This is a genomic window from Bradyrhizobium oropedii, from assembly GCF_020889685.1.
Taxonomy (GTDB): domain Bacteria; phylum Pseudomonadota; class Alphaproteobacteria; order Rhizobiales; family Xanthobacteraceae; genus Bradyrhizobium; species Bradyrhizobium oropedii.
In genome coordinates, this window is sequence record NZ_JACMYO010000160.1 from 1 (window position 1) to 19,940 (window position 19,940).

General features: G+C 64.8%; 18 protein-coding genes and 1 pseudogene. 5 read left to right on the top strand and 14 right to left on the bottom strand.

Annotated features, from left to right (window positions below):
• Nucleotides 1-70: 70 nt before the first annotated feature.
• Nucleotides 71-550, top strand: coding sequence for a DUF1330 domain-containing protein (locus tag H8A95_RS32565; RefSeq protein ID WP_229186902.1), 480 nt, complete (start codon nucleotides 71-73; stop codon nucleotides 548-550).
• Nucleotides 551-851: 301 nt separating this feature from the next.
• Here H8A95_RS32565 and H8A95_RS32570 read toward each other — a convergent pair whose 3' ends face one another.
• From H8A95_RS32570 to meaB, 3 genes are all read right to left on the bottom strand, one after another.
• Nucleotides 852-2,291: an FAD-binding oxidoreductase gene (locus tag H8A95_RS32570; RefSeq protein ID WP_229186903.1), complete on the bottom strand. Its 1,440-nt coding sequence runs from the start codon at nucleotides 2,289-2,291 to the stop codon at nucleotides 852-854.
• 385 nt (nucleotides 2,292-2,676) lie between these two features.
• Nucleotides 2,677-3,324, bottom strand: a complete 648-nt coding sequence (locus tag H8A95_RS32575) for a pyroglutamyl-peptidase I (protein WP_229186904.1) — start codon at nucleotides 3,322-3,324, stop codon at nucleotides 2,677-2,679.
• Nucleotides 3,321-4,313 carry a methylmalonyl Co-A mutase-associated GTPase MeaB gene (gene meaB / locus H8A95_RS32580; RefSeq protein ID WP_229186905.1) on the bottom strand — a complete coding sequence of 331 codons (993 nt, stop codon included), beginning with the start codon at nucleotides 4,311-4,313 and terminating at the stop codon, nucleotides 3,321-3,323. The genes H8A95_RS32575 and meaB overlap by 4 nt, the downstream gene beginning before the upstream one ends.
• Nucleotides 4,314-4,471: 158 nt before the next feature.
• On the opposite strand from meaB, the gene H8A95_RS32585 reads away from it, so the two are divergent.
• Complete coding sequence (locus H8A95_RS32585) at nucleotides 4,472-4,942, top strand: SRPBCC family protein (protein ID WP_229186906.1); 471 nt, start codon at nucleotides 4,472-4,474, stop codon at nucleotides 4,940-4,942.
• Nucleotides 4,943-4,957: 15 nt separating this feature from the next.
• Here H8A95_RS32585 and H8A95_RS32590 read toward each other — a convergent pair whose 3' ends face one another.
• The 9 genes from H8A95_RS32590 to H8A95_RS32630 form a co-directional block, all read right to left on the bottom strand.
• Nucleotides 4,958-5,725 (bottom strand): DUF3298 and DUF4163 domain-containing protein, encoded by a 768-nt coding sequence (locus tag H8A95_RS32590; RefSeq protein WP_229186917.1) that lies wholly within the window; start codon nucleotides 5,723-5,725, stop codon nucleotides 4,958-4,960.
• A gap of 72 nt (nucleotides 5,726-5,797) precedes the next feature.
• The gene (gene scpA, locus H8A95_RS32595) at nucleotides 5,798-7,954 is read right to left on the bottom strand and encodes a methylmalonyl-CoA mutase (RefSeq protein ID WP_229186907.1); all 2,157 of its coding nucleotides are present in this window, start codon (nucleotides 7,952-7,954) and stop codon (nucleotides 5,798-5,800) included.
• A gap of 12 nt (nucleotides 7,955-7,966) precedes the next feature.
• Nucleotides 7,967-8,437 (bottom strand): GFA family protein, encoded by a 471-nt coding sequence (locus H8A95_RS32600; protein ID WP_229186908.1) that lies wholly within the window; start codon nucleotides 8,435-8,437, stop codon nucleotides 7,967-7,969.
• The gene (locus H8A95_RS32605; RefSeq protein ID WP_229186909.1) at nucleotides 8,434-10,308 is read right to left on the bottom strand and encodes a methylmalonyl-CoA mutase subunit beta; all 1,875 of its coding nucleotides are present in this window, start codon (nucleotides 10,306-10,308) and stop codon (nucleotides 8,434-8,436) included. The genes H8A95_RS32600 and H8A95_RS32605 overlap by 4 nt, the downstream gene beginning before the upstream one ends.
• A gap of 105 nt (nucleotides 10,309-10,413) precedes the next feature.
• Complete coding sequence (gene folK / locus H8A95_RS32610) at nucleotides 10,414-10,905, bottom strand: 2-amino-4-hydroxy-6-hydroxymethyldihydropteridine diphosphokinase (protein ID WP_229186910.1); 492 nt, start codon at nucleotides 10,903-10,905, stop codon at nucleotides 10,414-10,416.
• Nucleotides 10,898-11,278 carry a dihydroneopterin aldolase gene (gene folB, locus H8A95_RS32615; RefSeq protein WP_050403309.1) on the bottom strand — a complete coding sequence of 127 codons (381 nt, stop codon included), beginning with the start codon at nucleotides 11,276-11,278 and terminating at the stop codon, nucleotides 10,898-10,900. Before folB ends, folK begins: the two co-directional genes overlap by 8 nt.
• Nucleotides 11,275-12,132, bottom strand: coding sequence for a dihydropteroate synthase (gene folP, locus H8A95_RS32620; RefSeq protein WP_229186911.1), 858 nt, complete (start codon nucleotides 12,130-12,132; stop codon nucleotides 11,275-11,277). Before folP ends, folB begins: the two co-directional genes overlap by 4 nt.
• 98 nt (nucleotides 12,133-12,230) lie before the next feature.
• Complete coding sequence (locus tag H8A95_RS32625; RefSeq protein ID WP_229186912.1) at nucleotides 12,231-12,638, bottom strand: DUF4332 domain-containing protein; 408 nt, start codon at nucleotides 12,636-12,638, stop codon at nucleotides 12,231-12,233.
• Nucleotides 12,639-12,693: 55 nt separating this feature from the next.
• Nucleotides 12,694-13,059 carry a DUF2267 domain-containing protein gene (locus tag H8A95_RS32630; RefSeq protein WP_229186918.1) on the bottom strand — a complete coding sequence of 122 codons (366 nt, stop codon included), beginning with the start codon at nucleotides 13,057-13,059 and terminating at the stop codon, nucleotides 12,694-12,696.
• Between the two features lie 411 nt (nucleotides 13,060-13,470).
• On the opposite strand from H8A95_RS32630, the gene H8A95_RS32635 reads away from it, so the two are divergent.
• Together H8A95_RS32635 and H8A95_RS32640 are read left to right on the top strand one after the other, a co-directional pair.
• On the top strand, nucleotides 13,471-15,090 hold the full coding sequence (locus tag H8A95_RS32635; protein WP_229186913.1) for a helicase HerA-like domain-containing protein: 1,620 nt from the start codon (nucleotides 13,471-13,473) through the stop codon (nucleotides 15,088-15,090).
• 95 nt (nucleotides 15,091-15,185) lie between these two features.
• On the top strand, nucleotides 15,186-16,586 hold the full coding sequence (locus H8A95_RS32640; RefSeq protein ID WP_229186914.1) for a M20/M25/M40 family metallo-hydrolase: 1,401 nt from the start codon (nucleotides 15,186-15,188) through the stop codon (nucleotides 16,584-16,586).
• A 106-nt stretch (nucleotides 16,587-16,692) separates the two neighbouring features.
• Here the strand turns inward: H8A95_RS32640 and H8A95_RS32645 are convergent, their stop codons facing one another.
• Nucleotides 16,693-17,472: a class II aldolase/adducin family protein gene (locus H8A95_RS32645; protein WP_229186915.1), complete on the bottom strand. Its 780-nt coding sequence runs from the start codon at nucleotides 17,470-17,472 to the stop codon at nucleotides 16,693-16,695.
• A gap of 169 nt (nucleotides 17,473-17,641) precedes the next feature.
• Complete coding sequence (locus H8A95_RS32650) at nucleotides 17,642-19,291, bottom strand: glycosyltransferase family 39 protein (RefSeq protein WP_229186916.1); 1,650 nt, start codon at nucleotides 19,289-19,291, stop codon at nucleotides 17,642-17,644.
• Between the two features lie 339 nt (nucleotides 19,292-19,630).
• Here H8A95_RS32650 and H8A95_RS32655 point away from each other — a divergent pair.
• Nucleotides 19,631-19,940: pseudogene (locus H8A95_RS32655) on the top strand (hypothetical protein); the annotation flags it as partial.

Sequence of the window (19,940 nt, forward strand, 5' to 3'; positions counted from 1 at the left end):
GCCAAACAACTGTTGAGTTGTGTACCCAACGGAGGGGATTTGCCATGAGATCCAAATTTGGAAAGTGGTAATGCTCGCAGGCGTCGCAATTGGAGCTATCGCAGTTCAAGGCCTCCACGCTCAGGGAGCCAAGCTGAAGGCCTACGTCATCAGCGAAAATGAAATCCTCGATGCTTCGGCCCAGGCCGCTTACCTGCCAACGGCCCGCAAGCTGATAGCAGAAGCTCATGGTCGCGCTTTGCGTACCGCGGCCGGACGGGTTGTTCAGATCGAGGGTGGCGCACCGCCCAAGGGTGCAGCACTCACCGAATGGGACAGCGCAGATGACGCGGTGGCATTCTACAAATCGAAAGCCTGGGCGGACCTTGCTCCTCAGCGCGACAAGGCGGTCAAGGTCGTGCGCCGTCGAAGTCGAGAAATAGCCCCCAGACCGCTCGCCGCAGTAACTGACCAGGAGGCCGCCCACGTTGGCGGCCTTCCTTCCTGCGTCGACAGCACGGCTCGCTCGGAAGGGCCTAACATGTGGCCGCTTCGCAATGTCGGCCCCTAGCATAGTGAATGTGGGCTCATGGCCCGACTCGGACCTCCGGCGATGTCCGTTTCCGCGCCGGTGTTGAGGCATTGTCTGGCAGACCTCAAACGACGCCCAACTGCGCAGCCATCCCAGCTCGTGGGAACACAGTCCAATCCGCGTCGCTCACGCGCGCGGTCTGCCGGGTCGGTTGCACCAGCTCCATCAGTCGCAGGATGGGTAGTGAGAAGCGAAACCCATCACCCAAAGACCGAAACGGTCGGGCGACGGAGATGGGTTTCGCCAGGGCTCAGCGGCGGTTTTGCTACCCTGTCTTCCGTCAGGCCGCCGGTCGCTGCGCGGACGGCTGGACGTTCTGGTTCAAGCGGAACAGGTTGCCGGGATCGTATTTTGACTTCAGCGCCGTGAGACGCGCGTAGTTCGCGCCGTAGGCGTTGGACACGCGATCGGCTTCGTCCTCGGGCATGAAGTTGACGTAGACGCCGCCGGTTGCGTAAGGCGCAGCTTCGGCAAAAAGCGTCCGCGCCCAGTCGATCGAGCGCTGCTTGTCGGCGGATTGGCGCCATCGTGTATGAACATTCATCGCAAAATTCGCGCTGCGATGAGGATAAGCCATTGCGTCAGGCGCCACACGGCCAGCCGCTCCGCCGAGCTGCCCAATGAAGATTTCGCACTCGTCGGTCGGAAGCCGCGCAACCTGATCGACGATGACATCCAGGAGACCGTCGCCGAGATCGACAAAATTGTGCGACTTCCAATAATTGTAGGCACCCGGAGTCAGCAACGGGTCGAATGCACTCTGCCAGGCGGTGAAGGGCTGCATGCCGACCACGTCCGCAATCGGCGTTCCCAGCCCACGCAGCGGAGCCAAAGCACGATTGCCGTCGCGTTCATCGCCGACATAGCAGACCGCAAAGACGAGAATTTCCTTGCCGTGAATGTCAGCGGGAAGGAAGGGAAGCGGCGGAGCCTTTCTGAGGACCACCCATTGCGTGAGTTCGTCGGGGGCGTTGGCTGCGATCTGGCGATAGCCGGCGAGAAGTTCTCTTGCCCGGGCAAAAGGATGCACAATCAGACCGGAGAGGGCCATGGGCCCGACCGGGTGCAGGCGAAATTCGAACGAGCTGACGACGCCGAAATTACCGCCACCTCCGCGCAGCGCCCAAAACAGGTCGGGGTTCTCGTCTGCGCTCGCCCGCACGAGCTTGCCGTCAGCCGTTACGACGTCGGCCGAGATGAGGTTGTCGACAGCCAGTCCGAACTTGCGGCTGAGCCATCCGAATCCGCCGCCAAGTGTGAGGCCCGCCACGCCGGTCGTCGAATTGATACCGAGCGGAGTGGCTAGTCCGAAGGCTTGCGCCTCCCTGTCGAAGTCGCCGAGGGTCGCGCCTGGTTCGACGCGCGCGATCCGGCGAGCGGGATCGACCCGCACGCCGCGCATCAGCGAGAGGTCCAGCAACAGACCTCCTTCGCATACGGCATTCCCGGCAATGTTGTGGCCGCCGGCGCGCACCGCAAGCAAGACACCGCGCTCGCGTGCGAAAGTGACGGCATGCATGATGTCTGCCGCACCTCTGCAGCGGACTACTATGCTTGGGTGGCGGTCGATCATCGCATTCCAGATCGTGCGGGCCTCATCGTAGCCCGCTTCCTGGGGCAGACAAACAACCCCTCGCAATGTCTGTCGCAAGGTGTCGAGAGTGTCACTTCCAAGCACAATCGCCCCGCCCTGTAGCGAGGCCAGCCGGATCTCGGTCATGGTATCTCCTCCGATGGCACGGAGATGAGGTCCGGCAGGCGCCGGCCCGCGTCCCCTGGACAAAATCAGTCAAAAGTTCCGGACAACTTCAACCGACGATCTGCAAACGATCGCGTCTACGGCCGCCAGCTATGTGTTGTTGTCTGACGATGCCTGTCGGCCTGTCGAAGGCCGGTTCCTACTAAGCGTGAGTCCGCTCAGCGAAGAGAAGGTTCACGGTCAAGTCTCTCTTCGGCCACACCCTCCTGCGAACTGTGACGGTTCCGCTCCCGGCCCGGACCTCCGGCGATGTCGGTTGCGCGCCGGTGTTGAGGCATGAACGGCTTCAAACGCCCCCCGGATGCGCAGCCTCCCGGTTTGTGAGGGCACGATCCAATCCGCACGCTTACGCGCGCGCGGCCTGCCGGGTCAGTTTAACCAGCTCCAGCAGCATGGCTTCGCCGGCATCGACGAGGGCTTCCAGCGTGATGGATGAGCGGCCCGCAGCGGCCGTTCCGTCATGGGCGAGCGGCGGCACATGGACGAATTGCGCGAGGTGCACGCCGTTGTCGCTGTTGACGGCCTCGATCGCGCGCCAGCTCAGATAGTTGCAGAGATAGCTGCCGGCATCGCGCGATGGGCGTGCATCGATGCCCGTCATCAGCGCGGCCCGCAGCAGCTTTTCGCTGTGCGGCCCGAACAGCTGCGCATCGCCGCCGTCCTCGATCGATCCCTTGCGCGCATGCTGGCGGCCGGCATCAGGAAAGCGCGTCGTTATCGCATTGCGGGCGCGGCTTTCGATCCGCAGATGCGCGCTGCGGCCGGCGAGGCCGAACATCAACAGCGCCTGCGGGCGATGCTTTGCGATCAGTTCCGGCAATTCGCGGTCGACGGCAGCATAGGTGACGTCGAAGATGTGGCTCGTCAGTGTGACGTCGTCGAAGGCGGGGCGGCGCAACGCGGTCAGCCGCTTCACCAATGGCATGGTCGGGTTGAACGGCGCACCCGGAAACGGCCCGAAGCCGGTGAGGAGGATGCGCAGCTTCGCGCTCAATGCAGCATCTCCGCGATCTGCTCGGCGGCGACCGCGGGCGAGATGCGGCCGGCGGCCACCTCGGCTTCCATCTTCTTCACTTTGGCGCGGATCGCAGCGTCCGAGCGCAGCCGCGCCATCATCCGGCCCTCCAGCATCGACCACATCCACTTCACCTGCTGCTCTCTGCGGCGGGCTGCGAACTCGCCTGAGGCGGTCATCGCGGTGCGGTGGTCGAGGATCTTCTGCCAGAGCCGGTCGAGCCCGGTGCCGGTCAGTGCGGAGTAAGTTTCGACCGGCGGATGCCAGTGCTCGGAGCGGGGGCTGAGGATGTGCAGCGCGCTGCGATAGTCGGCGGCGGCGAGATTGGCGCGCTTGAGGTTGTCGCCATCGGCCTTGTTGATCGCGATCATGTCGGCGAGCTCGACCAGGCCCTTCTTGATGCCCTGCAACTCGTCGCCGGCACCCGGCAACATCAGCGCCAGGAAGAAGTCGGTCATGTCGCAGACCGCGGTCTCGGACTGGCCGATGCCGACGGTCTCCACCAGCACGACGTCGAAGCCGGCGGCCTCGCACAACAGCATCGCCTCGCGGGTTTTCGCCGCGACGCCGCCGAGCGTGCCCGAGGAGGGCGAGGGGCGGATGAAGGCCTGGTCGGAGACGGCGAGCCGTGCCATCCGGGTCTTGTCACCGAGGATCGAGCCGCCGGTGCGCGCCGAGGAGGGGTCGACCGCCAGCACCGCGACCTTGTGACCGCGCTCGATCAGGAACATGCCGAGCGCATCGATGGTGGTCGACTTGCCGACGCCGGGCGAGCCGGTGATGCCGACCCGCACCGCCTTGCCGGTGTCGGGCAATAGCGCCTGCACCAGCTCGCGCGCGGCGGCCTGGTGATCGCCGCGCCGGCTCTCGACCAGCGTGATCGCCCGTGCCAGCGCGGCGCGGTGACCGGAGCGAAGGTCCTTGGCGAGGGCGCGGATGTCGGGAGAGGCGGGCTTCGGCGGGGTCATGGTCTTGGTTTACAACGGCTGCCGGTTGCAGGCGAGGGCGGAGTCCGCACTCGTCCCCGATCAACCGCGAGATCGGAAATCGGGTGGGCGCGCCCGCTGCCATGCGGTTGATCAGGGTCCGTTCCGCATCACTGCGGATCAACATTCCGGAGCCTGCCATGACCCGAGCCTATTACAGCACCGTCCTCGACCATCCGCTCGATACCGTGTGGTCGCTGATCCGCGACTTCAACAATTACCCGGCCTATATCGAGGGCGTCAGCGAAAGCGTGATCGAGGACGACAAGCGCGGCGACCAGATCGGTGCTGTCAGGCGCTTCTGCTATCTCGGGCTCTGGGTCAGGCAGCGCCTTGCCGGTCACTCGGACACGCAGCATTCGCTGACCTATGCCAGCATCGAGCCACTGCCGTTTCTGTCGGATGCCGGTTCGGACGCACCGCAGCCGACCCATTACGAGGGCACGATGCATCTGCTGCCGGTCGTCGAAGGCAACCGCACCTTCATCGAGTGGTCGGTCAAGCTCGACACCGTGCCCGGCGATGCCGATCGCTGGCACAGCCAATTCCAGGCGTGGATCCCGGATTGGACCAGCTCCCTGGTCAGAGCGCTGGCGCGTCAGCCAGGCTGAGGCCCGCTGAAGCAGCTATTGTTGCTGATCGTCGGCGTCGGCCTTTGGCCGCGCGCCGGCGAAGATTTTTGCGCGTTCCGGCGTCAGGTACGGCTTCAGCGTCTCCCACGGCACGAAGATCACGTACTGGCCTTCGGCGTAGGGGCCGACGGCATAGGGCGGGTAATGGAAGGTGAGGCCGGAGCTCTTGCCCGCCTCGGTCGACGGCGCCAGCGTCACGGCGCCGATCTTGAGCAGGGTCGGCTTCAACTCCTTGTACCACTGGGCGGTCGCCGTCTCGCCGGCATCGCGCCGCTTCTTCTCGGCGTTGAGCGCGGCAATGACGGCCTTGCGCATCGCCGCTAGCGTCGGGCCGTTGTCAGCGGTCTCGGTGAAGAACGGACGGATGCTGATGCGCTTCTTCTCTGCCGTGTCCCAGAGGATGGTGTTGACGTCGGAGTTCGGATGCGCGCCCAGAGTGTTCATGTAGTCGTCGCGCAGCACGCTCACATAGCGGTCGTCGACGACGGAGCGCACCGAATATTTGCGCTCGAATGAATAGCCGCCGCGTTCCCTAAAGAGGTCAGGCTCCTGCTTGCGGTCGGCCGCGGCCTCGGCGGCCTGCTTGTCGATCCATTTCTTGCCCTCAGTGAGGCAATCGGCCGCCAGTGCGCTATCAGCCTTGATCTTGTCGTCGAGATAGACGCTGGCCTCGATGCTCGGGTTCTTGATCGTGGCGTCGGGTTTTGGATCGGCTGCACGCGCCGGAAGGCAAAGGCAAGCCAGCAGGCCGGCAAGGCCCATGATGCGGGCAGGCGTCATCGAGCGAGCGGCGCGCATGAAAACTCCGAGTGAGGGAGGGCGAATGCGGCAGCGCTACTCCGCCGCCGCGCTATGGCCGAGCCGGGCGTTGAGCTTGTGGATCAGCTCTTCGGCGGCGTCCGAGATCACGGTGCCGGGCGGGAAGATCGCTTCCGCCCCTGCGGCATACAGCGCGTCATAATCCTGCGGCGGCACCACGCCACCGATGATGATCATGATATCCTCGCGGCCGTGCTTCTTCAGCGCGGCCTTCAGTTCCGGCACCGCGGTGAGATGTGCCGCGGCGAGCGAAGAGACGCCGAGAATGTGGACGTCGTTCTCGACCGCCTGCCGCGCGGCCTCGTCGGCGGTCGCGAACAGCGGCCCGATATCGACGTCGAAGCCGACATCGGCGAAGGCGGATGCGATCACCTTCTGGCCGCGGTCATGGCCATCCTGGCCGATCTTCGCCACCAGGATGCGCGGGCGGCGGCCCTCCGCTTCCTCGAAGGCGTCAATGAGCGCCTGCACCTTTTCGACCTTGTTGGACATCGCCGCTGCCTCTCGCTTGTAGACGCCGGTGATGGACTTGATCTCGGCGCGGTGGCGGCCGAACACCTTTTCCATGGCGTCCGAAATCTCGCCGACAGTGGCCTTGGCGCGCGCAGCATCGATGGCCAGCGCCAGCAAATTGCCGTTGCCTTCGCCCGCCGAGCGGGTCAGCGCAGCCAGCGCCGCATCGACGTCCTTCTGGTTGCGCTCCTCCTTCAGTCGCGCCAGCTTGTCGATCTGCAAGCGCCGCACGGTGGAGTTCTCGACCTTGAGCACGTCGATCGGCCTTTCGTTCTCCGGCTTGAACTTGTTGACGCCGATCACGGCTTGGCGGCCGGCATCGATCCGCGCCTGGGTCTTGGCGGAGGCTTCCTCGATCCGCAGCTTCGGCACGCCGGCCTCGATCGCCTTGGCCATGCCGCCTAGTTCCTCGACCTCCTGGATGTGCCCCCAGGCCTTCTTCGCGAGGTCCTGGGTCAGCCGCTCGACATAATAGGAGCCGCCCCAGGGATCGATGATACGGTTGGTGCCGCTCTCCTGCTGCAGAAACAATTGCGTGTTGCGGGCGATGCGCGCCGAGAAGTCGGTCGGCAGCGCCAGAGCCTCGTCGAGCGCGTTGGTGTGCAGCGACTGGGTGTGACCTTGCGTCGCCGCCATCGCCTCGATCGTGGTGCGCATCACGTTGTTGAACACGTCCTGCGCCGTCAGCGACCAGCCCGAGGTCTGGCAATGCGTGCGCAGACTGAGCGAGCGCGGGTCCTTCGGGTTGAATTGCTTGAGCAGCTTGGCCCACAGCAGCCGCGCGGCGCGCATCTTGGCGACTTCCATGAAGAAGTTCATGCCGATCGCCCAGAAGAAGGAGAGGCGGGGGGCAAAGCGATCGACGTCGAGGCCCGCAGCCAGGCCGGCGCGCAGATATTCGACGCCGTCGGCCAGCGTATAGGCGAGCTCGAGGTCCTGCGTCGCGCCGGCCTCCTGCATGTGGTAGCCGGAGATCGAGATCGAATTGTATTTCGGCATCCGCTGCGAGGTGTAGGCGAAGATGTCGGAGATGATCCGCATCGAGGGCGCGGGCGGATAGATGTAGGTGTTGCGCACCATGAACTCTTTCAGAATGTCGTTCTGAATGGTGCCCGACAGTTTCTCCGGCGGCACGCCCTGTTCCTCGGCGGCGGCGACGAACAGCGCGAGGATCGGCAGCACCGCGCCGTTCATGGTCATCGACACGCTCATCTGGTCGAGCGGGATGCCGGCGAACAGCGTGCGCATGTCGTAGATGGAATCGATCGCGACACCGGCCATGCCGACGTCGCCGGAGACGCGCGGATGATCCGAGTCATAGCCACGGTGGGTGGCGAGGTCGAACGCGACCGACAGGCCCTTCTGTCCGGCCGCGAGGTTGCGGCGATAGAAGGCGTTGGAGTCCTCCGCCGTGGAGAAGCCGGCATATTGCCGGATCGTCCAGGGCTGGTTGACATACATCGTCGGGTAGGGGCCGCGCAGATAGGGCGCAATTCCGGGCCAGGTCTCGAGGAAGTCGATGCCTTCGAGGTCGGCTTCGCCATAGACGGGCTTCACCGGAATGCCTTCCGGTGTCAGCCACGGCTCGGCGCTCGTACCCGGCATCGCGGTGGCGACGGGCTGGAAGGCGACATCGGCGAAATTGGGAATGCGGGTCATTCCTTGGATTCCTTAGTCATGATCCGGATGCTGATGGCTGACGATGGTCGCCATCTTGTCCGGTCCGTAATTCTGCATCGTGGTCTGGCTCGGCAGGTTGGCGATGCCGACCACCCAGCCGTGGCGGGACTCGGTTCCGAATTGCTGGGTCGGGATCACCCGGTCGGGCCGGTCGAAGGCGCCGGTCATGATCTCGATGCGCGGACCGTCGATCCGGCGGAAGCTGAGCGGCGTGCCGCAGGCGGCGCAGAAGTCGCGCTCGGCGATCGAGGATGATTTGAACGCCGCCGGCTTGCCCCGGGTCCAGGCGAAATCCTCCTTGTTGAGGTCGGCGAAAGAGGCGAATGGCGCACCGGAGGCCTTTTGGCACATCCGGCAGTGACAGATGCTGACGCGGTTCGGCGCCGCGGACACCGCAAAGCGCACGGCGCCGCACTGGCAACCGCCGGTCAGAACGGGTTTCGCTGGTGTCTCTGCCGTCATGCCTGCTCCATCCGCCGATAGGCGTCGCGCAATGTCGCCAGCGCATCACCGCCGGCGAAGACGAACTCACCGATGCCGGCCGCCCGCAGCGCCGCTTCCTGGTCGCCGGGCCGCCCTGCCAGATAGATATGCCTTGCTCGGGCGCCGTGAAGGGCCCTGGCGGCCTCCGTGGCGCCGGCGGCATAGACCTTGTCCGAGGAACAAATGCACGCCATCGCCGCGCCGGAGGCCTTGAAGGCTGCGGCAAGCGCCGCCGCGTCGGCAAAGCCCTCGTTGTCGATGGCCTCGATCCCGCCGGTCTCGAAGAAGCTCTTTGCGAACGTGGCGCGGGCCGTGAAGTCCGCGGCCGTACCGAGATTGGCGAGGAAGATCTTCGGCCGCGCGCGGTGCGCCTTCAGCGCGGCGTCCGACTTGTCGCGCAGCGCCTCGAACGGTTCGGCGAGCCGCATCGGCGCGAGGGCGTCGAACCTGATCTTGGCATCGGCGGTCGACATCGGCGCGGACGGCTTCACATCCAGCACCGCGAGGACGTCTTCGTGCAGGTTCGGGAATTCGCTGGCGCCGGTCAGCACGTCGCGGCGCTTGGCGACGTTGGTTTCGCGTTGCGCCCGCGTCGCGGCGACTTTCTTTTGCAGCAGCCCCTGCTCGAGCGCGGCGAAGATGCCGCCGGCCTTCTCGATCTCCTGGAACAGCGTCCATGCCGCCTCGCTGAGCTGCGAGGTCAGCGTCTCGATGCCGCCGGCGCCGGCCGCGGGATCGGAGACCTTGGCAAGGTTGGACTCATCGAGCAGCACGAGTTGCGTATTGCGCGCCACGCGCCGGGCGAAATCGTCGGGCAGGCCGAGCGCCAGCGTGTGCGGCAGCACGGTGATCGCATTGGCGCCGCCGAGCCCGGCGGCAAAGGTTGCGATCGTCGCGCGCAGCATGTTCACGTTGGGGTCGCGCTGGGTCAGCATCCGCCAGGCGGTCTGCGCGTTGACGAAGATCGGCTTGGGCGCAAGGCCGCAGGCCTGCTCGACCCGTGCCCACAACAGCCGTAGCGCGCGGAATTTGGCCATGGTCAGGAACTGGTCGGCATCGGCGCTGAGCCGGAACGAGACGCCGGCGCGTGCCGCATCGAGATCGAGACCTGATGCTTCCAGCATCCGCAGATAGGCGAGGCCGAGCGCGAGCGTGAAGGCGAGCTCCTGCACCTCGGAGCCGCCGGCGTCATGCACCGGCCGGCCGTCGGCCAGCACGAACGGCCCCTTGAAACCGCGCTTGATCAGGCCGTTGACCACCTGGCCGAACGGCTTGGCGTAGTCGGCCCAGGCGGCGGCCGTTGCGCCCCGTACGGCCACGGTGCTGAGCGCCTGGTAATTGAAATGCAGGTCGAGCTTGGCCGGGTCGAGCTTGCGGGCCTCGACCATGTCTGCAAACGTCTCGCCGGCGTTCTCGCGCCCGATCACCGGGTTGAGCGCGATCATGATGCCGGCATCGAGATGGATGCCGCCACAGGCTCGCGCCAGCGTCTTCTTGCTGGCGTCGGCGAGGCCGAAGCCGCGCGTGCCCGGACCACCGGCGAACTCGAATTCGAGGCCGGTCGCGCCGTTCTCGAGATCCTGCAAGGCCTGCGCATTGGCCGCTGCGGCATCGGGATGGTCGACCCGCTGCAGGATGTGCCAGGGGGTCGTGGCGGCGCGGCCGGGAAGCGGGCTTGAGTTGGTGGCGCGGCGGTAGATCGGATCGATCTTGAGACCATCATAGGTCTTGCCGACCAGCTTCTCGAACGGGGCGCCCTTCAGCACGCCGTCGACCAGCTTGCGCCAGTCGTCATAGGTCGCTGCTGCAAAATCCGAAGCCAGAGGTAAATCGTCAGTCGAGGTCGTCATCCGCCCAAATCGTCCTTCACCGGCCCCGCGAGGGGTCCCTTGATTTGGTCGGAAATTGCCACGGGCGGGCGGCCAAGCCAAACTTTTGTTTGCGGTCGCTCGGCTTTAATCGAGGTCCGCAAGACGGAAAATACCATCCGTCGAGAGCCCCGCGAGCGCATCGGCGACGCGACGCCCGGCAATGACGCGGTCGGGAACGATCTCGGCCAGCGGCACCAGCACGAAGGCGCGCTCGAACAAACGCGGGTGCGGCAGCGTCAGTTCCGGCTTGTTGAGTTTGATGTCGTCATAGGCGATCAAATCGAGGTCGAGGGTGCGTGGGCCCCAGCGCTGCTCGTTCTTGCGGTCGCGGCCGAATTTGGTTTCGATCTTGTGCAGGGTGAACAGCAGCGCATGCGGATCGAGGCTGGTGTCGATCTCGATGCAGGCATTGATGAAGCTGTCCTGCTGCTGCTCGCCCCAGGGCGGCGTCGAATAATCCGACGAGCGCGCCACGAGCGCCGCCTGCGTCATACCGCAGATATTGGCGATCGCCTTGCGAAACGTCGAGCGGACGTCGCCGACATTGCCGCCGAGTGCGATCAGGACGTCAGCCATGTGGAAGCGGATGGCGCGAGCGGGTCAGCACCACGCCGACATCGTCGAAGATCGCGGCGATCGGCGCATGCGGCTTGTGCACGGTGACCTTGACTGCCCTGACGCGCGGGAAGGAGGCCAGGATGTCCTCCGCCACCGCGCCGGCGGCGCGTTCCAGCAGCTTGTAATTGGTGTTCTTGAAAGCCGAGGTCGCGGTCGCCACCACGTTGGAATAGGACACCGTGTCGGAGAGGCGGTCGGTGCGCGAGGATTCCGAAAGGTCGGTATAGAGCTCGAGGTCGATGACGAAGCGCTGACCGACTTCGGTCTCATGTTCCATCACGCCATGACGGGCATGGATGACGATCCCGGTGATGAAGATCGTGTCGGTCATTGCTGTCCCTCGATTGCTGCGGCCACCCGCAGCGCCTGAACGGTTTCCGCGACGTCATGCGCGCGGATGATGCGGGCGCCGTTCTGCGCGGCGATCAGGTGCGCCGCGATCGAGCCGCCGATCCGCTGTTGCGGCTCCGACGGCACGACCGTGCTGATGAAGCGCTTGCGCGAGGCGCCGACCAGCACCGGCAGGCGGAATACGTCGAGCTCCGACAGTCGCGCCAGCGCCATCATGCTCTGCTCCGGGGTCTTGCCGAAGCCGATGCCGGGATCGAGCACGATCTTGTCGGGCGCAATGCCGGCGCTCGCCGCGATCTCGAGCGAGCGTTCAAAGAAGGTGGCGAGATCCTGCATGATGTCGATTGCGGGATCGGCACTCTCGCGATTGTGCATGACGATCACGGGCACGCCGCTTGCGGCGATGAGCGGCGCCATGCCGGGATCGCGCTGCAGGCCCCAGACGTCGTTGGCGATCGCCGCGCCCTGGTCGAGCGCCCAGGCCACGACCTCTGGTTTCATGCTGTCGATCGAGACCGGCACGCCGAGCGCGATCACCTCGGCGAGCACCGGCTTCAGCCGCGCCATTTCCGCCTCGGCTGTGACCGGCTGTGAACCATAGGGACGGGTCGATTCCGCGCCGATGTCGATGATGTCGGCGCCGTTGGCGATCAGCTTGCGGGCCTGGGCCAGCGCCTGTTCGGGTGCGATGAACCGGCCGCCGTCGGAGAACGAGTCCGGCGTCACGTTCAGGATACCCATCACCGCCGGATAAGGCCGCGACAGCAAGGTCGGCAGCACCGCTGATACGGCCGGGCCGGTCGCCGCCGATGCTATGGGCCTGGTTGCCATCATGCGGTGGCTTTGCGCTGACCGCAGCGGCAAGTCAAGGTATGGCGATGATGGCTGGTGCCGGCCGCCGCTCGTGCGGTTAAGATTGGCTAATAGGTGAGCTAATAGGTGATTTTGGGAGGCAGCTTGCGTGCCTCTTCAATCAGCATCTCGACTGATTTCTCCGACGGCATCACGCGGACGAGCTTACGCCGCACATTGGCGTCCTTCATGCTCTGCGCCAGCCGCGACGGGTTGCGGTGGGCGAGTTCGCGCACGGTGGTGACGCCGGCGGCGCGGACCAGGCCGACCTTCGCCTTGCCCATGCCGGGAATCCGCATGTAGTCGGAGATGTTGGCCCATTCGAGCAGTTGCTGTTCACTGATCCCGGTCTTGGCGGCGAGCGCCTTGCGTCCCTTGACGGTGCGGGCGGCTTCAAGCAGCGAGTCGGTCGTGCGGATACCCTGCGATTTCAGTTTGGTGGCACAATAGGCGGACAGGCCTTCGATCTCGGAGAGGGGGTATGTCATGATACTCGTATGCAGGTAGAAGGGAGCGCACGTGCAGGGGCGTGGGGAGAGTGCTTCAGGCAAACTGGCTGAGGCCCGGCGTCCCCGAGATGATCTCGCCCATTTGATCCGCTCCGATTTTGTCGCGGCCGAACCTGAAAAGTTCACGCGCAACGTTCTGAATTTCACTCATGCTCAATCCGAGTGCCATCAGCCGGGTGCCGACAGCCATCAGGCCGCCGCCCATCAACCGCGATAGACCACCGCTGTTGATGGAGGCGGCGATTGCCGCTTCGGCGCCGGGGATTTGGTCGATCAGAGCCTGGACTTTATCGGAAGGTCCCTCGTTACGAAGGAAACCCAGAACGATGCCGATGGTTTTTTCAGCGACAGCGCCATCGATGCCGGCCTTCGCGGCCAGCTGTCCAACCAATTCGTCCATCTTGCCCCGCCTCAACCGGACTTTGCCGGATCGTTCTTCTGGATTTATCTTGAGCGCCTGTGTCACGAAATACAAGCGATCCGCGCATTTCAGTTCGTTTTCTTTTTCGATCGCGTCGTGACTGTGGCCTCGCTGCAAGAGTGAGCGGCGGATTCACACCATCTTGTCGCAATGCGCAATGCCTTTCGTCACTTCGCCGGGAATAAAATATGAGGAACCAGTGGCGCGACAATATACGTCAGCTTGCGCTGACGGTTTCAATCGACCGGCAAGATGCAATATGATGGCACTGGTTCGGTATCGAACCGGGTTCGAGGTTTCGAACCGGGTTCGATGTATCGAACCGGGTTCGATGTATCGAACCGGGTTCAATGATTGAAGCGATCTAAATTTGCGCGAAGAGGCGAAGCGATGGCGACCTCCGACAACAAGTTGGCCGATACAGACGAGAAGATTTTTATCGGCAAGGGCGAGCAGACGGCTTGGCTGACGCTGGCGCTGGCCAACCGGCATGGGCTCGTCACCGGCGCAACCGGAACCGGCAAGACCGTCTCGCTGCAAGTCATGGCCGAAGGATTTGCGCGCGCCGGCGTTCCGGTCTTCGCAGCCGACATCAAGGGCGATCTGTCCGGCATCTCCGAAGTCGGCGAGGCCAAGGATTTTATTGTGAAGCGCGCCCAGGAAATGGGCCTGACCTTCCAGCCGGACCAGTTCTCGACCGTGTTCTGGGACGTGTTCGGCGAGCAGGGGCATCCGGTGCGCGCCACCATCACCGAGATGGGACCGTTGTTGCTCGCGCGGATGCTCGATCTGAACGACGTGCAGGAGGGCGTGCTCAATGTCGCCTTCCGGGTCGCCGATGAAAATGGCCTCGCGCTGATCGACATGAAGGATCTGCGCGCCCTGCTGGATGCGATCGCCCCCGACGGCAGCAAGAAGGGCGCCGATGAAGGGGAAGATCCGCTGGCGTCGATCCGTAAGGCCGCTCAGAGCTACGGCAACGTGTCCAAGGCGACGGTCGGAACGATTCAGCGTCAGCTGCTGGTGCTCGAGAACCAGGGCGGCGCGAAGTTTTTCGGCGAGCCGGCGTTGACGCTGAAGGATTTCATGCGGACCGATCGCGACGGCCGCGGCATGGTTAACATCCTCGTCGCCGACAAGCTGATGCAGAGCCCGCGGCTTTACGCCACGTTCCTGCTCTGGATGCTGTCGGAACTGTTCGAGGAATTGCCGGAGGCCGGCGACCTGCCGAAGCCGAAGCTGGTGTTCTTCTTCGACGAGGCGCATCTGTTGTTCAACGACGCGCCGAAGGCGCTGATGGACAAGATCGAGCAGGTGGTGCGGCTGATCCGCTCCAAGGGCGTCGGCGTCTATTTCGTCACGCAAAATCCGATCGACGTGCCGGACAAGGTGCTGGCACAGCTCGGCAACCGCGTGCAGCACGCGCTGCGTGCCTTCACGCCGCGCGACCAGAAGGCGGTCGCCGCAGCCGCGCAGACGTTCCGGCCCAATCCGAAGCTCGACACCGCGCGGGTGATCATGGAGCTCGCCAAGGGCGAGGCACTGGTGTCGTTCCTCGAAGGCGGCGGCACGCCGTCGATGGTCGAGCGCGTCATGGTGCGACCGCCATCGGCACGGATTGGGCCGATCACGCCGGAGGAACGCAAGGCGATCATGGATGCGAGCCCGGTGAAGGGCAAATACGACACCGCGATCGACGCCGAATCCGCCTACGAGATCATCCAGAAGCGTCTCGCCGGCGGCGCCGCGTCGGCGGAAGGCTCAGGCAGCGAGGGGGGCGGCATCCTCGGCCAGATCGGCGCCATCGCCGCCGCGATCTTCGGCACCAATGTCAAGCGCGGCCGGCTCTCGACCGGGCAGGTGATCGCACGCAACGTCACGCGCTCGGTGACCGACAAGGTGGTCGGCGGCGTGGTCGCGGATCTCGGCAAATCGGTCGGCGGTTCGGTTGGCGGTTCGATCGGTCGCGCGCTGGTGCGCGGCGCGCTCGGCGGAATCTTGCGCAGGTAGCACCGCGACGGTCCGATGGAACGGGCAACCGGCTTTGCCTCGGGCGGCCGGCGCGCTACAACTTGGCGCAATGTCCAACCAATGGGATATAAGCAATGTCCAACGCCAAGCTGCAGCCCGTCCTCGACCGCATCGATGCCGATTTCGACAACAGCCTCGAGCGGCTGTTCACGCTCTTGCGCATCAAGTCGATCTCGGCCGATCCGGCCTTTGCCAATGACTGCAAGGCGGCTGCCGATCATCTTGCCAGGGATATCGCAACCCTCGGCTTCAAGACCGAAGTGCGGCCGACCGCGGGCCATCCGGCCGTGGTGGGCAAATTGAACGGCTCGACCGACGGGCGCCCGCATGTGCTGTTCTACGGGCACTACGACGTGCAGCCGGTCGATCCCTTGAATCTCTGGCACCGTCCGCCGTTCGAGCCTGTCGTGACCGACCATGCCGACGGGCGCAAGATCATCGTCGCGCGCGGCGCCGAGGACGACAAGGGTCAGTTGATGACCTTCATCGAGGCGTGCCGCGCCTGGAAGACGGTGACGGGATCGCTGCCGGTCGACATCACCATCATCATCGAAGGCGAGGAAGAGATCGGCTCGAAGAATTTCGTGCCGTTCCTCGAGGCCAACAAGGCCGAGCTCAAGGCCGACTTCGCACTGGTCTGCGATACCGGCATGTGGGACCCCAACACGCCGGCGATCACAACCTCGCTGCGCGGCCTGGTCTATGACGAGGTCAAGATCAAGGCCGCCAATCGCGACCTGCACTCCGGCGTGTTCGGCGGCGGCGCGCAGAACCCGATCCGCGTGCTGACGCGGATCCTCGGCGGCCTGCATGACGAGAACGGCCACATCACCATCCCCGGTTTCTATGACGGTGTGAAGGATCTGCCGCCGGACATTCTGGCGCAGTGGAAACAGCTCAATCTGACGCCGGAAAGCTTCCTCAAGCCGATCGGCCTTTCGGTGCCGGCCGGCGAAAAGGATCGGCTCCTGATCGAGCAGGTCTCCTCGCGCCCGACCTGCGACATCAACGGCATCATCGGCGGCTATACCGGCGAGGGTTCGAAGACGGTGATTGCGGCCGAGGCGTCAGCGAAGGTCTCGTTCCGCCTGGTCGAGGGACAGAATCCCGAGAAGATCCGAGACGCGTTCCGCGACTATGTGAAGGCGCGCCTGCCGGCGGATTGCAAGGCCGAGTTCACCGATCATTCCAGCGCGCCGGCGATCGCGCTCGACTGGAACATGAAGCCGCTCGCGGCCGCCCGCCGCGCGCTGACCGACGAGTGGGGCAAGGAGGCGCTTCTGGTCGGCTCCGGCGCCTCGATCCCGATCGTCGCCGACTTCAAGCGCACGCTCGGCCTCGACAGCGTGCTGGTCGGCTTCGGGCTCGACGACGACAACATCCATTCGCCGAACGAGAAGTACGACCTCAAGAGCTACCACAAGGGCATCCGCTCCTGGGCGCGGATCTTGGCGGCGTTCGCCGAGGCCAAATAGAGCGATAGGCGCTGAACGTGAAAACGCCGCCCGGAATTGGGCGGCGTTTTGATTCTGAACGTGCAGAGGGTGTTGGCGTTCAGCCTACCCTAAGATTGTGAAATTTTCAATCACGGTAGCCGGGATTGACCCGGTCGAGCTTGCGCAGCAGCGGCGGCCAGACCAGCTGGGTCGAGCGCAGCTCGGCGCGGTCCGGGTTGGAGAGCAGCTCGGTGTTCTTGTCGATGGCCTGCTGGTCGACCGGATAGGCGATCGGGCCGAGCGCGCGGGTCGCCACCTGCATCGAGCAGGCGCGCTCCAGATGGTACATCCGCTCGAAGGCGGAGGCGACCGAGCGGCCGACCGTCAGCGTGCCGTGATTGCGCAACAGCATGTGGTTCTTGGTGCCGAGATCGCGTTGCAGGCGCGGGCGCTCGTCATGATCGAGCGCGATGCCCTCATAGTCGTGATAGGCGAGGTCGTGGGTGACGAGCTGCGCGGTCTGGTTCAGCGGCAGCAGCCCGTCCGGGCCGCTCGACACCGCGGTGCCATCGACCGTGTGCAGATGGAGCACGCAGCCGGCATCCTCGCGCACCTCGTGGATCGCCGAATGGATGGTGAAGCCGGCCGGGTTGATGCTGTAGTCGCTCTGCGAAAGCTGGTTGCCGTCGAGGTCGACCTTGACCAGGCTCGACGCGGTGATCTCGTCGAACATCAGTCCGTAGGGGTTGATCAGGAAGTGATGCTCGGGCCCCGGCACGCGGGCCGAGATGTGGGTGTCGACGAGATCGTCCCAGCCGTAGAGCGCGACCAGCCGGTAGCAGGCCGCAAGGTTGATCCGCTGCTCCCACTCCGCCGCACTTATGTTCGACGGCACTTCCTTCAGGCGCGCTTCCGCTGGCGACATGGCCGATTGCTCCGTTGATGGCTGTTTCCTGCGTCGAACCTAGCGTCGGCACCGGATCGCGGCAAGGCAGCGTAACGGCGTGACAGTCATGTCAGCATGCGACGGCTGGCCCACGATCCGGAAGGTCATGCTCCAGAAGTGGGCAGGCGCGCAACAGACGTGCTTTGGGCTACGGCGCCGGGATCGCCAGCAGGCTCGAGATGCTGCGGCCGCGGATGTCGTAGACGCGGGCGAACACGACGTCGTCGCGCTTGATCTCGACCATGACCGGCGCGGCCAGGCCCTTGCAGTAGAACTCGCCGAGCGTCATCGCGAAGTCGGCGGCGTTGCTGTCCCAGCCGATCGTGAAGTCCGGCCCGAGCGCGACCTGCGCGGGGCGCTGCGGTCCGCAAACGGCGACCTTCCACTTGCGATGCTGCGGCGGCACTTCCTGTCGTTCCTCCAACTGCTCGCGCAGCCCGTCGGATGCCTGCTTCAGCGCCAGGCCCCAATAGTCCAGCATGAAGAAATTGTCGGCGGTCCGCACCGTGCCTGCGATGTGGTTGAAATGCGTATACTGATACGGATGCAGCCGGATCATTTCGCTGAGCGGCAGCAGCAGGCCGAATGCGAACACGGCGAGCGCCGCAGGCTGCCAGGCGCGGCGGTTGTCGCCGAGCCAGTCCATGCCGCGGGCGAATGCGACGCCGCCGAGCACCGCCATCGGCGGGATCACGAAGATGAAGTGGCGGATGCCGTTGTAGAGCGCCGGTCGCTTCACCATCGCGATCACCAGCGGCAGCGTCGCCGCCAGCGTCAGCATCAGCATGATCGACTTGCGCTTGGCGGTCACATCCTTGCGCGACAGCGACATGAAGGTGGCGACGACGGCTGCGGTCAGCAGCACCAGCAGCACTTCGGGAAGCTGCAAGGCGAACAGCGTCGGCAAATAGGACCACGGCATGTCCGGCACCGACACCAGCGCGCCGTCGAACATCTCCTTCCACGGCTTCTCGAAGAAGTGCGAGAAATACGTCACCGCTTCCAGCGGATGGCCGGGCTCCATGATCGACCACGGCCAGATCAGGCCCATCACGAGATAGCCGAGAGCAAGTCCCGGCAGCAGCACATAGACGACATGGGCAAAGCGGTGGGTCGCCTCGCGCGCACCCTGCTTGCGGAATTCCTCGATCCACAGCGGGATGAAGCCGACCACTGCGTAGATCAATGCGAGCCCGCCCAGCACGCGACAGCCGATCGACAGGCCGGCCCCTAAGCCCACGATCAGGATCGTGCGCGGCGAGGGCGTCGGATATTCCTCGATCAGGCGGACGAGGCCCATGATCAGGACCACCATCGCGACGGCGAACGGTGCATCCTTCGGATTCATGAACATGTGGCCGTAGAAGGTCGGGCACAGCGCCAGCAGCAGCAGCGCCGCCAGTCCCGCCAGCGGGCCACCGACGCGGCGCGCCAGGCGCCAGGTTACGGCAAGGCCGATCACGCCGACGACCGCGCCGAGCAGGCGGCGCGTCTCGAACAGCTCCAGCGGAATGATCTTGTGCAGCAGGGCCGCGGCCATATCGAAGCCGCCGCCGTACATATAGAGGTTGGCGAACGACAGCGCGCCGGTGTCCTTGAACCCGGACCCGTACATGCGCAGCAGGAGGTCGGCGTATTCAGCGTGGGTGTAGTCGTCCCAGCCCAGACCGTAGTCGCGGAACGTGAGGCCGGCAACCACGGCGACCACGCCGAGGACGAGGAAAGCGAGATCGTCGCAGGTCTTCTCCACCGAGCGCCGCGCAGGCGCCTCGAGGGCAGACGTCGTAATCGATGACATAGCTAGTGATACCGGCGTGCCTGTGGCCCAGTTTGGCGCTTTAGGGCCTCATTCCCCGGCATCCATAGCGCAGTTCCGTTTCTGAGTAATTGGGAATTGTGGCGTAATTTCCCAGATGCGTTGCAATAAATTGGCAGCAATTCGTAGTCAGTAAATCTACGGGCGCAGGGCGCCGGCGCAGCCGGTATTCGCGCCAGGAACGAGCGCGTCCGGCCCGGTTAAGCGGGATTTTAGGGAACTCCCTCTACAATTGGCGGTTGGCGGTGTGGGCAATATGACGGTATCGTGGCGTTCGAGGCCCGCGCCGATTTTCGGTCGGGTCTCCCGGGGGTTAGTTCGATGATGGTTGGTCTGTTGGTCGTCGGCGCGGGCCTGGTTGTGGCGGGCTTGGCGGCGGTCGGCTTGGGTATCCCCTACAAGGAATTCAGCGTCGGCAGCACGTTGATCGCGACGGGCGTGACCGGCGCATGCACCGGCGCCATCGTGCTGGCGCTTGCCGCAGTCGTTCGGGAACTCCAGGTCATTGCCGCGCGGCTCGAGCCCGCTGGCGCGGGCATCCGGTCAGAGTTTCCCCCGCTGCCCGCAACTTCCCCGCGCAATGGCTCCGACGAGACGGCTTTCCCGCCGCTGCGTGAGCCCAAGGTCGCTG

Excerpts from the sequence above, each read along its gene's own strand:
- H8A95_RS32650 (WP_229186916.1), bottom strand. The coding sequence starts at position 19,291 with ATGTCATCGATTACGACGTCTGCCCTCGAGGCGCCTGCGCGGCGCTCG.
- H8A95_RS32630 (WP_229186918.1), bottom strand. The coding sequence starts at position 13,059 with ATGGACGAATTGGTTGGACAGCTGGCCGCGAAGGCCGGCATCGATGGC.
- H8A95_RS32625 (WP_229186912.1), bottom strand. The coding sequence starts at position 12,638 with ATGACATACCCCCTCTCCGAGATCGAAGGCCTGTCCGCCTATTGTGCC.
- H8A95_RS32590 (WP_229186917.1), bottom strand. The coding sequence starts at position 5,725 with ATGGGCCTTGCCGGCCTGCTGGCTTGCCTTTGCCTTCCGGCGCGTGCA.
- H8A95_RS32585 (WP_229186906.1), top strand. The coding sequence starts at position 4,472 with ATGACCCGAGCCTATTACAGCACCGTCCTCGACCATCCGCTCGATACC.
- H8A95_RS32600 (WP_229186908.1), bottom strand. The coding sequence starts at position 8,437 with ATGACGGCAGAGACACCAGCGAAACCCGTTCTGACCGGCGGTTGCCAG.
- H8A95_RS32565 (WP_229186902.1), top strand. The coding sequence starts at position 71 with ATGCTCGCAGGCGTCGCAATTGGAGCTATCGCAGTTCAAGGCCTCCAC.
- folK (WP_229186910.1), bottom strand. The coding sequence starts at position 10,905 with ATGGCTGACGTCCTGATCGCACTCGGCGGCAATGTCGGCGACGTCCGC.
- H8A95_RS32570 (WP_229186903.1), bottom strand. The coding sequence starts at position 2,291 with ATGACCGAGATCCGGCTGGCCTCGCTACAGGGCGGGGCGATTGTGCTT.
- H8A95_RS32605 (WP_229186909.1), bottom strand. The coding sequence starts at position 10,308 with ATGACGACCTCGACTGACGATTTACCTCTGGCTTCGGATTTTGCAGCA.
- folB (WP_050403309.1), bottom strand. The coding sequence starts at position 11,278 with ATGACCGACACGATCTTCATCACCGGGATCGTCATCCATGCCCGTCAT.
- scpA (WP_229186907.1), bottom strand. The coding sequence starts at position 7,954 with ATGACCCGCATTCCCAATTTCGCCGATGTCGCCTTCCAGCCCGTCGCC.
- folP (WP_229186911.1), bottom strand. The coding sequence starts at position 12,132 with ATGATGGCAACCAGGCCCATAGCATCGGCGGCGACCGGCCCGGCCGTA.
- meaB (WP_229186905.1), bottom strand. The coding sequence starts at position 4,313 with ATGACCCCGCCGAAGCCCGCCTCTCCCGACATCCGCGCCCTCGCCAAG.
- H8A95_RS32640 (WP_229186914.1), top strand. The coding sequence starts at position 15,186 with ATGTCCAACGCCAAGCTGCAGCCCGTCCTCGACCGCATCGATGCCGAT.
- H8A95_RS32635 (WP_229186913.1), top strand. The coding sequence starts at position 13,471 with ATGGCGACCTCCGACAACAAGTTGGCCGATACAGACGAGAAGATTTTT.
- H8A95_RS32645 (WP_229186915.1), bottom strand. The coding sequence starts at position 17,472 with ATGTCGCCAGCGGAAGCGCGCCTGAAGGAAGTGCCGTCGAACATAAGT.